Annotated in this window: 10 protein-coding genes; 7 read left to right on the top strand and 3 right to left on the bottom strand. The window is 59.8% G+C overall.

The window, feature by feature from the left end; genetic code table 11:
- Positions 1 to 382 precede the first annotated feature (382 nt).
- The 3 genes from ICA16_RS14610 (at position 383) to ICA16_RS14620 (ending at position 5,410) form a co-directional block, all read left to right on the top strand.
- Positions 383 to 1,741, top strand: a complete 1,359-nt coding sequence (locus tag ICA16_RS14610; protein ID WP_150602983.1) for a TolC family outer membrane protein — start codon at positions 383 to 385, stop codon at positions 1,739 to 1,741.
- 134 nt (positions 1,742 to 1,875) lie between these two features.
- Positions 1,876 to 4,038 carry a type I secretion system permease/ATPase gene (locus ICA16_RS14615; protein WP_210553727.1) on the top strand — a complete coding sequence of 721 codons (2,163 nt, stop codon included), beginning with the start codon at positions 1,876 to 1,878 and terminating at the stop codon, positions 4,036 to 4,038.
- A 10-nt stretch (positions 4,039 to 4,048) separates the two neighbouring features.
- Positions 4,049 to 5,410 (top strand): HlyD family type I secretion periplasmic adaptor subunit, encoded by a 1,362-nt coding sequence (locus tag ICA16_RS14620; protein ID WP_150617704.1) that lies wholly within the window; start codon positions 4,049 to 4,051, stop codon positions 5,408 to 5,410.
- 232 nt (positions 5,411 to 5,642) lie between these two features.
- Here the strand turns inward: ICA16_RS14620 and ICA16_RS14625 are convergent, their stop codons facing one another.
- Entirely contained in the window at positions 5,643 to 6,239 is a 597-nt protein-coding gene (locus ICA16_RS14625) for a tRNA-uridine aminocarboxypropyltransferase (RefSeq protein ID WP_210700877.1), read from the bottom strand.
- Between the two features lie 5 nt (positions 6,240 to 6,244).
- Entirely contained in the window at positions 6,245 to 7,138 is an 894-nt protein-coding gene (locus ICA16_RS14630) for a LysR family transcriptional regulator (RefSeq protein WP_007914510.1), read from the bottom strand.
- A gap of 325 nt (positions 7,139 to 7,463) precedes the next feature.
- On the opposite strand from ICA16_RS14630, the gene speB reads away from it, so the two are divergent.
- From speB to ICA16_RS14650, 4 genes are all read left to right on the top strand, one after another.
- Entirely contained in the window at positions 7,464 to 8,414 is a 951-nt protein-coding gene (gene speB, locus ICA16_RS14635; RefSeq protein ID WP_047300226.1) for an agmatinase, read from the top strand.
- Between the two features lie 10 nt (positions 8,415 to 8,424).
- On the top strand, positions 8,425 to 8,847 hold the full coding sequence (locus ICA16_RS14640) for a YybH family protein (protein ID WP_150617702.1): 423 nt from the start codon (positions 8,425 to 8,427) through the stop codon (positions 8,845 to 8,847).
- Between the two features lie 55 nt (positions 8,848 to 8,902).
- A complete protein-coding gene (locus tag ICA16_RS14645; protein ID WP_210553728.1) occupies positions 8,903 to 10,405 on the top strand; it encodes a purine-cytosine permease family protein in 1,503 nt (500 codons plus the stop codon).
- Positions 10,406 to 10,557: 152 nt separating this feature from the next.
- Positions 10,558 to 11,937 carry a sodium:solute symporter family protein gene (locus ICA16_RS14650; RefSeq protein WP_210553729.1) on the top strand — a complete coding sequence of 460 codons (1,380 nt, stop codon included), beginning with the start codon at positions 10,558 to 10,560 and terminating at the stop codon, positions 11,935 to 11,937.
- 239 nt (positions 11,938 to 12,176) lie between these two features.
- On the opposite strand, the gene ICA16_RS28295 is transcribed toward ICA16_RS14650, so the two are convergent.
- Positions 12,177 to 12,305 carry a PA1414 family protein gene (locus ICA16_RS28295; protein WP_003184145.1) on the bottom strand — a complete coding sequence of 43 codons (129 nt, stop codon included), beginning with the start codon at positions 12,303 to 12,305 and terminating at the stop codon, positions 12,177 to 12,179.
- Positions 12,306 to 12,334: the final 29 nt, after the last annotated feature.

Below are 12,334 nucleotides of genomic sequence, written 5' to 3' on the forward strand. Positions count from 1 at the left end.
ACCCTGATCGAGACAACTAACCTGCTAACGCTACGTAACGGTGTTGAATCACTCGAGTGACAAAAATCTGTCGCTCATCGACCGCTACGCGTCCCTCCCCTTCAGCAGTACTTCGCCGTATGTCGCAAAGTGAATGGAACTTTCCTCAAGCCTTTTTGCGCTCCCTAAAGCGCACAAAACAAAGGCTTTCGAGATGAACAATGTGCTGCATTTTACAAACCGCATAAGTTTTTTTCGGAATAAGCCTTATGAAAATTTTTTCTTAGCTACGCTTCAGGATGTTCTTAGCTCTGTTGTTACAAGAGTGAAACGCTTAGACCTCAAAATATCGTCAAATATTTGGCGACAGTAACACACCATCAGGACTCAGGGAGATGCACCCATGCGCGTTCTAACCCCCCTCTGCAGCGCGGTTTTGCTGGCCATGGCTTGCACTTCTCAAGCCCAGGCCATGAACCTCACCGAGGCGATTCAAAGCACTATTGCTACCCACCCGGAACTTGCGTCGCGCGTGGACGCTCGCCTTTCGGCTGATGAACAAGTCAAAGTCGCCAAGGGTGGCTTCTATCCATCGGTCGATTTGAACGCCGCCTACGGTCGCGGCTACAGCGACAACACCAACACCCGGGCCTTCGGCAATCACAACACCGAAATCCTCACCTACACCCAGTCCGAGCTGCGCATGCGGCAAATGATCTTCGATGGCTTCAACACTGCCAACGAAGTCGAGCGCACCAAAGGCGTGTCCAACTCGCGCGCCTACTACGCGCAAGGCACCGCTCAGGACCTGGCCCTGCGCACCATCGAGGTCTACCTCGAAGTGCTCAAGCGCCGTGAACTGGTGACACTGGCGACGAACAACCTGCAGGCGCACTTGCGCGTCAACGATCAGATTGGCCTGCGTACCGAGCGCGGCGTCGGCAGCAGCGCCGACTCCGACCAATCGGTCGCCCGTAAGGCGCTGGCGCAAAACAACCTCGACACCGCCGAAGTTGATCTGGCCGACGCCGAATCCAACTTCTACAGCGTGGTCGGGCGCATGCCTGATGAACTCGAAACCCCGGCCTCGACCCGCGGTGAACTGCCCACCCAACTGCGCGAAGCCCAGCAGAGCATGGTCGACAACAACCCGTACCTGAAATCGGCGCAGGCTGACGTGCAGTCGGCAGAGAGCCAGTACGAAGTCGCCAAGTCGCCGTTCTACCCACGCTTCGATGCTGAGGCTGCAGTTGGCGCGAACAACAACGTGCAGGGTGACGAAGGCCACGACAACGAGTGGCGCGTGGGCATTGTGATGAACTACAACCTGTTCCGTGGCGGCAGCGACAAGGCGCGACTGGCGGCGAATGCGCACGACATCAATCAGGCGATGGACATCCGCAACAACGCTCTGCGCCAGCTCAACGAGAACATTCGTCTGGCCTGGAACGCCATGGAAAATGCCAAGAAACAAACCCCGACCGCCCGTGAATACGCTGAAACCACCAAACGTGTACGCATGGCGTATCAGGACCAGTTCGGCCTCGGCCAACGCACCCTGCTCGATTTGCTCGACAGTGAAAACGAGCTCTACAACGCCAACCGTCGCTACACCGAAATTCGCTATACCGAGGAATATTCGATGTACCGCGTGCTGGCCAACATGGGCCAGTTGCTGAGCAAACAACGAGTGGTCCTGCCGGCGGATGCGATTGCTTCTGCCGAAGTCAAAAACGAAGCACGCCTGCCAGAGCTGAAATAACCCTTCTGTAGGAGCTGCCGCAGGCTGCGATCTTTTGATGTTGGTTTTCCAATATCAAAAGATCGTCCGATCGCGGCCCGAGCCTGCGGCAGCTCCTACACAGGGCGATGTGCACACAACCAGGGGCGATCAATATGACTAGCATGGCCGGAGGCGGCAACGCCGGGGTCGATCCGCGGCTGAGCTTCGATGATCCGTTACTCGACGGTCTGTTGATCCTCTGCAAACTCCATGGCGCGACTGTCAGTCGCGCCAGCCTGAGTGCCGGACTGCCCCTGAACAAACAACGCCTGAGCCTGGATCTGCTGCCTCGCGCAGCGGCCCGGGCCGGGTTGCAGGCGCGGTTGTTACGCCGTGAGCTGAAAGACATTTCCCCGCTGAATCTGCCGATTCTGCTACTGCTCAACGACGGTCGCACCGCCGTGCTGCGGCGCTTTGGCGATGACGGCAAGGCGCTGATCCTGCCCAGCGAAGCCGATGGCGGCGAGCAGTGGGTCAGCCGCGCAGAACTCGGCGAGCACTACAGCGGCCAGGCCTTGTTCGCGCGGCCACGGCATGAACTCGAAGACCTGCGCTCGCCGCTGGTGCCGCGGGTGCATGCGTGGTTTCGTGACACCCTGAAGCTGTCGAAATGGCTGTACAGCGATGCGATTCTTGCCAGTTTCCTGATCAACCTGCTGGGCCTGATGGTGCCGCTGTTTGTCATGCAGACCTACGACCGCGTGGTGCCCAATCAGGCCACTTCAACCCTGTGGGTATTATCGATCGGCCTGTTGATCGGCACCGGTTTCGAACTGGTGCTGCGAGTGGTGCGTGCACACCTGCTGGACAGCGCAGGCAAGAAAACCGATGTGATCCTTTCCGCGACGTTGTTTGAACGCATCACCGGTATGTCGATGAAGGCTCGGCCGGCTACCATCGGCGGTTTTGCCCAGAGCATTCACGATTTTCAGGGACTGCGCGAATTCCTCACCGCGGTTACCCTGACCAGCCTGATTGACCTGCCCTTCGTGGTGCTGATGCTGGTGGTGATCGGCCTGCTCGGTGGCTGGCTGGTGGTAATTCCGCTGCTGGCGTTTCCGCTGACGATCATCTTCGCGATGATCATTCAGGTGCGTCTGCGTGACACCGTGCAGAAGAGTTTGAGCCTCGGAGCCGAACGCCAGGCCTTGCTGATCGAGACCCTCGGTGGCCTGGAAACACTCAAGGCCTGCAGCGCCGAAAGCGAGCGCCAGCACAAATGGGAAAGCACCCACGGCGCCCTCACCCGCCTCGACAGCCATGCGCGCAACCTCTCGGCACTCGCCACCAACGGCACGTTGTTCATCCAACAGTTCGCGGGGATGGCGACGATTGTCGCTGGGGTCTACAGCATCATCGCCGGCAACCTGAGCGTCGGCGCACTGGTGGCGACGTACATGCTGGGCAGCCGCGTGCTCGCACCACTGGGGCAGATTGCTGGCCTGATTACCCGCTATCAGCAAGCGCAACTGACCATGAAAAGCACCGATGCGCTGATGTCGTTACCGCAAGAACGCGACGGCAAACAGCGGCCACTGGAACGCACACAACTGCAAGGCGCACTGGACGTCAACGGCGTGACCTTCCACTACAACGGCCAGAATGCCCCGGCGCTGAGCAACGTCAGTTTCAGCCTCAAACCCGGTGAACGGGTCGGCATCATCGGCCGTAGTGGTTCCGGCAAAAGTACCCTGGCACGGCTGGTGATGGGCTTTTACGAACCCGAAGAAGGCCAATTGCTGCTCGACGGTCTCGACCTGCGGCAACTGGATGTCGCTGACCTGCGCCAGCAGATCGGTTATGTCGCCCATGATCTGCCGCTGCTGGCCGGCAGCCTGCGCGACAACCTGACCCTTGGTGCGCGCTACATCAGCGATTCACGCATGCTCGAAGTCGCCGAGCTGACCGGCGTCACCGAACTCGCGCGCCAGCACCCGCAAGGCTTCGACCGGCCGGTGGGCGAGCGCGGGCAATTACTCTCCGGCGGCCAACGCCAAGCCGTATTGCTGGCCCGGGCATTGCTGCTCGACCCGCCGATCATGTTGCTCGACGAACCCACCAGCGCCATGGACAACAGCAGCGAAGACCAACTGCGCCAGAAGCTGCACGAATGGGTACAAGGCAAAACGCTGCTGCTGGTCACCCACCGCACCTCGATGCTGAGCCTGGTGGATCGGTTGCTGGTGCTGGATAACGGCCGGGTCGTCGCTGACGGCCCGAAAGAAGCGGTCATCGAAGCACTGCGCAAGGGCCGCGTCGGCTCGGCGGCGGTCTAGGAGTTGCGCCATGTCTGCTTCCACCGATAGCAAGTCACGCGGCTACTTCGACAGTTTCGGCAAAAGCGCCGAGGTCGAGTTCATGCCGGAAACTGCCGGAGCTTCATTGCAGGATTCGCCGCGCTGGTCGCGGATCACCGTGTGGCTCGCGGCAGCCCTGTTGATCAGCGCTGTGGTCTGGGCCAAGTTCGCCGTGCTCGAAGAAGTGACCATGGGCGAAGGCAAGGCGATTCCGTCGAGCAAGGTTCAGGTGATCCAGAACCTTGAGGGCGGGATCGTCACCGAGCTTTTCGTCCGTGAAGGGCAAATGGTCAACAAGGGCGACACCCTGCTGCGTCTGGATGACACGCGTTTTTTGTCGAACAAGGGTGAAAGCGAGGCTGATCGATATGCCTTGACCGCACAGGTCGAACGGCTGTCGGCAGAGGCCGAGGGGCGGCCGTTCAAACTCTCCGCCGAGGTGATCGCCAAGGCCCCGCAAGTCGCTGAAGACGAACGCTCGCTGCACGAACAACGCCTGCGCCGACTGGCCAGTGAGCAACGTACCCTCAGCGAACAACTGCGGCAGAAGACTCAGGAACTGGCGGAATTTCGCTCCAAGCAAGGCCAGTTCAGTTCTAGCCTCGGCTTGCTGCAACAAGAGATGAACATGTCCGAGCCGCTGGTCAAAAGCGGTGCGGTATCACCGGTGGAAATCCTGCGGCTCAAGCGCAGTGCGGTGGAGATTCGCGGCTCGCTGAGTGCGACAACCCTGGCGATCCCACGGGCCGAATCGGCGATTGCCGAAATCCGCAGCAAGATCGACGAATCGGAGCAAACCTTCCGCTCGGAAGCCGCCAAAGAGCTGAATGAGAAACGCACCGACCTGTCAAAAATCACCGCCTCGAGCATCGCCATCGACGATCGTGTGACGCGCACCACGGTGACCTCGCCGGTGCGTGGGGTGATCAAGCAGATGAAGGTCAACACCATCGGCGGCGTCGTCCAGCCAGGCAGCGACATGGTGGAAATCGTGCCGCTGGAAGACAACCTGCTGATCGAAGCCAAAGTGCGCCCGCAAGACGTCGCGTTCCTGCATCCGGGCCAGAAAGCCATGGTCAAGTTCAGTGCTTACGACTACACGATTTACGGTGGGCTGAGCGCCAAGCTTGAGCTGATTGGTGCCGACACGATTACTGATGACAAGGGCAACAGCTTCTACCTAATTCAGGTGCGTACCGATAAAAATCACCTTGGCGGGGATGTGAAACCGCTGCTGATCATTCCGGGGATGGTGGCGACGGTGGACATCATTACCGGGGAGAAAAGTGTGCTGGATTACCTGCTTAAACCGGTGCTCAAAGCCCGGACCGAGGCGATGCGCGAAAGATAAGATCAAAAGATCGCAGCCTTCGGCAGCTCCTACAAAAGCTGTGGCGCTCGCAAAACCCCATGTAGGAGCTGCCGCAGGCTGCGATCTTTTGATCTGGATTTTGTGGTGAATGATCTGGCGCTATCGCTGGCAAGCCAGCTCCCACAGGTTTTTGTGATGTTCACAGATTTTGTGTTCGACATGGATACTGTGGGAGCTGGCTTGCCAGCGATTAGGCCAGCAAAAACACCGATCATTTTTCAGCATGATTACGCTGAAAAGTCTCCTCCCCCATCGCTGCAATCTGCCCCTCGATCAACGCTTCAAAAGGTTTAAGCAACGGTTCGAATGATGTCGGCGCTTCCAGCGTCTGCAACGCCTGCACAATCGCCTCGATGGTCGATAACGCCCCAGGCCCCGGCGCCTTGCGTAACCGATACCGCGACACCGCGCCCTGCGCCAGTGTCACCCGTGGCAACGCCGCCAACAGTGGATTTAGGTGCAGCATCTTGCGCGCCTTGCGCCAGGTGCCGTCCGGCACGACCAGCAACAGCGGTTCATCAGACGCGCCATAAGCCTGCATCGGCTGCGCATCGTCCGCGGGAAACAGCAGCCGCGCCTGATAGCCCGGCTGGTCCAGCAGTGTCGGCAAATCCGCAAATACCTCACCGACAATCAGCTCGGCATTGGTCAGCCCCAGCGCAGCCAGACGCGCGGTATTCAACGCATGATTGACCTCGCTCGGATGCTGCAACAGCAACACCCGGGTGCGGCTGTCGAGGCTCGGGATCAATGGGCAAAGGCAATGGGTTTGTGGGCGCAGGCAGCGCGGGCATTGGACTCTGGACATCATTTTTACGCCTGGTTGAGCTGTGCTTTGAGCAAATCGCGGAAAGTCTGGATCAGCGGTTCGCGGCTGCGGCCACGGCGCATGATCATCGAAAATGGCGCCTGGTAGCCGAAGGTCGCTGGCAGCAACACGCGCAAATCGCCCTTGTCAGCCCAGGCCTGGGCGTAGTGCTCCGGCAGATAACCGATGTAGGCGCCGGACAGCACCAGAATCAACTGCGCCTCCATACTTTCTACCGTCGCCGCGCTGTGTTTGAAACCGTGGCGAGCCAGCTCTGCCTGGCTCCAGTAGCCACGACCGACCATGCGTTGCTGGGTGATGACTTGCTCGGGAATCCGTCGCTCGTTAAACAACGGGTGACGACTGCTGCAATACAGCCAGTGCTGCTCACGGTACAGCGGCATGTAAATCAGACCGCTCATGCGCGTGGAGAACGCACCAATTGCCAGATCGAGGCGGTTGTCCTGCACGCCGAGTTGCAGTTCGTAGGGGCTCATTACCGACAGGTGCAAATGCACGGCCGGGTGTTCCTGACTGTAGGCACCGATGGCTTCGGCGAACGGCAACGCCTTGTCGCTGACAGTGGAGTCGATCACCCCGAGGTTGAGCGTGCCGCGCAATTCGCCCTTTAGCGCGGCGGCATATTGCTCGAACCCTTCGAGCTCGGCGAGCAGGCGCAGGGTTTCCTGATGAAACAGTTCCCCTTTGCTGGTAAGGCTGAAACCACCGCGGCCGCGATGGCACAACACCAGACCGAGCGCGGCTTCGAGCTGGCTCATGTAGGTGCTGATCGCCGAGGTCGAGAGGTTGAGTTCCTGCTGGGCGTTGGCGAAACCCTGATGGCGCACGACGCTGACGAAGATGCGTAACAGTTTCAGGTCGGGTAAAGCGTTGGCCATGTTTACTCCACACATCATCCAGATTTAAACCACAACCCTGTAGGAGCTGCCGCAGGCTGCGATCTTTTGATCTTGATTTTTGCCAGCCTTGGGGCCGCTGAAGATCAAAGGATCGCAGCCTTCGGCAGCTCCTGCAGAGGCAATCAGCAGTGGGAGAAGTCTAGCGTGGGCCTTGCCATTAGTTTAGAAAAATCTGAACTAAGTATTTGCCCGTAGCGATTCTTCCCCTTCACTACATTTCGCAGAATCGGCCCCACAGCGGCGTCCGAACCTTTGCTGAACGGCGCGCCGACATAAATAAAACAAAGACGATGAGGCCCTACCCGTGGACAAGATTCTTCACCAACCACTGGGCGGCAACGAAATGCCGCGCTTCGGCGGCATCGCCACCATGCTCCGACTTCCCCACTTGCCAACCGCTGCCGGCCTGGACGCTGCCTTTGTAGGCGTGCCGCTGGACATCGGTACTTCGCTGCGCCCCGGCACCCGGTTCGGACCGCGCGACATCCGCGCCGAATCGGTGATGATCCGCCCGTACAACATGGCCACCGGCGCTGCGCCGTTCGATTCGCTGTCGGTTGCCGACATCGGTGACGTCGCGATCAACACCTTCAACCTGCTCGACGCCGTGCGCATCATTGAAGAAGCCTACGACAACATCCTCGAACACAACGTGATTCCGATGACCCTGGGTGGCGACCACACCATCACCCTGCCGATCCTGCGTGCGATTCACAAAAAGCACGGCAAGGTGGGTCTGGTACACATCGACGCTCACGCTGACGTCAACGACCACATGTTCGGCGAGAAAATCGCCCACGGTACGACCTTCCGTCGTGCTGTCGAAGAAGGTCTGCTGGACTGCGATCGCGTGGTGCAAATTGGTTTGCGCGCCCAGGGTTACACCGCTGATGACTTCAACTGGAGCCGTAATCAGGGTTTCCGCGTGGTGCAGGCCGAAGAGTGCTGGCACAAGTCGCTGGCGCCGCTGATGGCCGAAGTCCGCGAGAAAGTCGGCGGCGGTCCGGTGTACCTGAGCTTCGACATCGATGGCATCGATCCGGCCTGGGCACCTGGCACAGGCACCCCGGAAATCGGTGGCCTGACGACCATTCAGGCGATTGAGATCATTCGCGGCTGCCAAGGCCTCGACCTGATCGGTTGCGATCTGGTAGAAGTCTCGCCCGCTTACGACACCACCGGCAACACCTCGCTGCTGGCCGCCAACCTGCTGTACGAAATGCTCTGCGTACTGCCTGGCGTAGTCCATCGCTGAGGATCGGTTCATGAACGAACATGATCAGGTTTTGCATGCGGCGGCCGAACTGGTTTCAGCCTTCGCACGCAATGATCGCGAAGCCTACTTCGGCGCATTCAGCGCCGACGCCAGCTTCGTGTTCTACACCCTCGAACAGCCGCTGCTGTCGCGCGATGCCTATCAGGCGTTGTGGGACGGCTGGCGCGCCGAGGATGGCTTCGAGGTGCTTTCCTGCACCTCGAGCAACGCCTTCGTCAGCCTGCAAGGTGACGTGGCGATTTTCATCCATGACGTGGCCACCGAGCTGCGCATGCAAGGGGAGCAACACTTCAGCCAGGAGCGCGAGACGATTGTTTTCAAGAAACAAACGTCGAGCCTAGAACAACAAGGCCATTGGCTGGCCTGCCACGAACATTTGTCCGCAATGCCGGAAGGGCTGCCACCCCCTTAGCCAAAACAGGTGACGCTCACGCACGATGAGCGCGCCTTTATGATCGGAGCAGATCATGAATAACAACAACAACGAAAAAAGCCTTCGCAGCATTGAAACAAACGGGGTCGAACAGATCCCGGATCATGAGCGTGACGCCCGGCCCAGCGACCTGTTTCGCTTGATCTTCGGCGGCGCCAATACCTTTGCCACCGCTGTACTCGGCAGCTTCCCGGTGCTGTTCGGTCTGTCTTTTCAGGCTGGCGTCTGGGCGATTGTGCTGGGTGTGCTGGTCGGTGCGCTGATTCTGGCGCCGATGGGGCTGTTCGGCCCGCTCAACGGCACCAATAACGCCGTGTCTTCCGGTGCGCACTTCGGCGTGCATGGGCGGATCGTTGGTTCCTTCCTGTCGTTGCTGACCGCTATCGCATTCTTCTCGCTCTCGGTGTGGAGTTCGGGTGATGCATTGGTTGGCGGCGCCAAACGCCTGCTCGACCTGCCGGAAACCGACCTCACGCTCGGCCTGGCCTACGGGCTGTTCGCGCTGCTGGTGCTGACGGTTTGCATCTACGGCTTTCGCTTCATGTTGTGGGTCAACCGCATTGCGGTGTGGGCCGCGAGCCTGTTGTTCCTGCTCGGCATCTTCGCCTTTGCCCCCGCCTTCGACAGCCAATACGCCGGCAGTGTGGCCATGGGTCAGGCCGGGTTCTGGGCGGCGTTCATCGGTGCCGCGCTGGTGGCCATGAGCAACCCGATTTCCTTCGGAGCATTCCTCGGCGACTGGTCTCGCTACATTCCCCGCGAAACGCCGAAGGGCCGCATCATGTTCGCAGTGGTCGCCGCGCAACTGGCGACACTGATTCCGTTCCTGTTCGGCCTGGCCACCGCGACCATCGTGGCGATCAAGGCGCCGGACTACATTGCGGCCAACAACTATGTCGGCGGGCTGCTGGCGGTGTCGCCGAGCTGGTTCTTCCTGCCGGTGTGCCTGATTGCGGTGATCGGCGGCATGTCCACCGGCACCACGTCGCTGTATGGCACCGGGCTGGACATGTCGAGCGTGTTTCCGCGGGTGTTGTCTCGGGTCAAGGCGACCCTGCTGATCGGCGTCATGTCGATTGCCTTCATCTTCATCGGACGCTTTGCGGCGAACCTGGTGCAGAGCGTGTCGACCTTCGCCGTGCTGATCATCACCTGCACCACGCCATGGATGGTGATCATGATCATCGGCCTGGTGGTGCGTCGCGGCTTTTACTGCCCGGATGACCTGCAAGTGTTCACGCGCGGCGAACAAGGCGGACGCTACTGGTTCACCCACGGCTGGAACTGGCGGGGCCTGGGCGCGTGGATCCCGAGCGCGGCCGTTGGTCTGTTCTTCGTCAACCTGCCGGGGCAGTTCGTCGGCCCACTGGGTGAGTTGGCGGGGGGCATCGACATCAGTTTGCCGGTGACTCTGGGGCTGGCCTCGGTGGTGTACCTGACGCTGCTGCGCCTGTTTCCGGAACCGCGCGAAGTGTTTGGGCCCAAGGATGTCCGCCGCGAAGCCGCTGAGAAAACCGAACTGCGTCAGGCCGCCTGACGCAAATCCCCTGTAGGAGTGAGCCTGCTCGCGATGACTGCAGCACATCCCACACAGATGTGACTCACAGACCGCTATCGCGAGCAGGCTCACTCCTACAAGGGAACTGAATTCAGCCTCAACATAAAAAAGACAATCGGAGACACGCCATCATGGCTTTGGATTTATTCGTCGTCCTCATCTACGCCGCCGGCATGCTTTTGCTCGGCTATTTCGGCATGCGCAAGGCCAAGACCAACGAGGACTTCCTCGTTGCCGGTCGTAACCTCGGCCCGAGCCTGTACATGGGCACCATGGCCGCGACGGTGCTTGGTGGTGCGTCCACTGTCGGCACCGTGCGCCTGGGCTACGTGCATGGCATTTCCGGTTTCTGGCTGTGCGCGGCACTGGGTTGCGGCATCGTTGCGCTGAACCTGTTTTTGGCCAAACCGCTGCTGAAGCTGAAGATCTACACCGTGACCCAGGTTCTGGAAAAACGCTACAACCCGATGGCCCGCTCGGCGAGCGCGGTCATCATGCTGGCCTACGCGCTGATGATCGGCGTGACCTCGATTCTGGCGATCGGCACCGTCCTGCAAGTGCTGTTTGACCTGCCATTCTGGGTCTCGGTACTCGTCGGTGGTGGCGTGGTGGTGATCTATTCGGCGATTGGCGGCATGTGGTCGCTGACCCTCACCGACATCGTCCAGTTCATCATCAAGACCGTTGGCCTGATGTTCATCCTGTTGCCGATCTGCCTGTACCGCGTCGGCGGTTGGGATGAACTGGTGCTGAAACTGCCTGCGACCGCATTCAGCTTCACCACCATCGGTTGGGACACGATCATCACCTACTTCATGATCTACTTCTTCGGCATCCTCATCGGTCAGGACATCTGGCAACGGGTGTTCACCGTCAAGACCGCCAAAGTCGCGCAATACGCCGGCAGCATCGCGGGCATCTATTGCATCATCTATGGCCTCGCCTGTGCACTGATCGGCATGGCCGCGCACGTACTGATCCCGGATCTGGACAACGTCAACAACGCCTTCGCCGCGATCGTCAAACTGTCGCTGCCGGACGGTATCCGGGGTCTGGTGATCGCTGCCGCACTGGCCGCCATGATGTCCACTGCCAGCGCCGGCCTGCTCGCCGCCGCCACCACGCTGACCGAAGACCTGCTGCCGAAACTGCGCGGCGGCAAGCCATCGAGCCTGCGTATCAACCGTTTGTTCACCCTGCTGACCGGCATCGTCGTGCTCGGCATCGCGCTGGTGGTAAACGACGTGATCAGCGCTCTGACCCTGGCCTACAACCTGTTGGTGGGCGGCATGCTGGTGCCACTGATCGGTGCGATCTTCTGGAAACGCGCGACCACCGCCGGCGCTATCGCCAGCATGGGCCTGGGCTTTGCCACGGCGCTGCTGTTCATGTTCAAGGACGGTCTGGACGCCAACACACCGATCTACTACAGCCTGGCTGTGGGTCTGGTGAGTTTTGTGGTGGTCAGCCTGATGTCGCCGCGCCCCGCTACGATGGCCAGCGCGATCTGAGCTTGATGTAACGAACGATTGCTTTCTTCGACGGGTGTGGCGTCGGTTGCCACACCCGTTTTTTTTCGCCTGGAGGAAAGCGTGAAGACCGCGAATGACTTGAGCCGGTTTTTACCGATGATCTGGGGCACTGAAAGCAAAAGATCGCAGCCTCCGGCAGCTCCTACACTTCTCTGTAGGAGCTGCCGGAGGCTGCGATCTCTTGATCGTGAGTCTCTTGACCCTTCACATCAGGGACATTACCGCCGACGAGGCTGGCGCCGACGCTGTTCGTCGTCCGTGCGGATCGGTACCGGTTGCAGAGGCGGTTCGATCAAGCCGAGGGCAACACCCAAATCATGCAGCCAGTTTTGAATTTTCTCTTTCATCGTCATGCCCCCTTCAGGGTGGTGCTGAG

Source organism: Pseudomonas anatoliensis (genome assembly GCF_017976235.1).
GTDB lineage: Bacteria > Pseudomonadota > Gammaproteobacteria > Pseudomonadales > Pseudomonadaceae > Aquipseudomonas > Aquipseudomonas anatoliensis.

Excerpts from the sequence above, each read along its gene's own strand:
- ICA16_RS14610 (WP_150602983.1), top strand. The coding sequence starts at position 383 with ATGCGCGTTCTAACCCCCCTCTGCAGCGCGGTTTTGCTGGCCATGGCT.
- ICA16_RS14615 (WP_210553727.1), top strand. The coding sequence starts at position 1,876 with ATGACTAGCATGGCCGGAGGCGGCAACGCCGGGGTCGATCCGCGGCTG.
- ICA16_RS14620 (WP_150617704.1), top strand. The coding sequence starts at position 4,049 with ATGTCTGCTTCCACCGATAGCAAGTCACGCGGCTACTTCGACAGTTTC.
- ICA16_RS14625 (WP_210700877.1), bottom strand. The coding sequence starts at position 6,239 with ATGTCCAGAGTCCAATGCCCGCGCTGCCTGCGCCCACAAACCCATTGC.
- ICA16_RS14630 (WP_007914510.1), bottom strand. The coding sequence starts at position 7,138 with ATGGCCAACGCTTTACCCGACCTGAAACTGTTACGCATCTTCGTCAGC.
- ICA16_RS14640 (WP_150617702.1), top strand. The coding sequence starts at position 8,425 with ATGAACGAACATGATCAGGTTTTGCATGCGGCGGCCGAACTGGTTTCA.
- ICA16_RS14645 (WP_210553728.1), top strand. The coding sequence starts at position 8,903 with ATGAATAACAACAACAACGAAAAAAGCCTTCGCAGCATTGAAACAAAC.
- ICA16_RS14650 (WP_210553729.1), top strand. The coding sequence starts at position 10,558 with ATGGCTTTGGATTTATTCGTCGTCCTCATCTACGCCGCCGGCATGCTT.
- ICA16_RS28295 (WP_003184145.1), bottom strand. The coding sequence starts at position 12,305 with ATGAAAGAGAAAATTCAAAACTGGCTGCATGATTTGGGTGTTGCCCTC.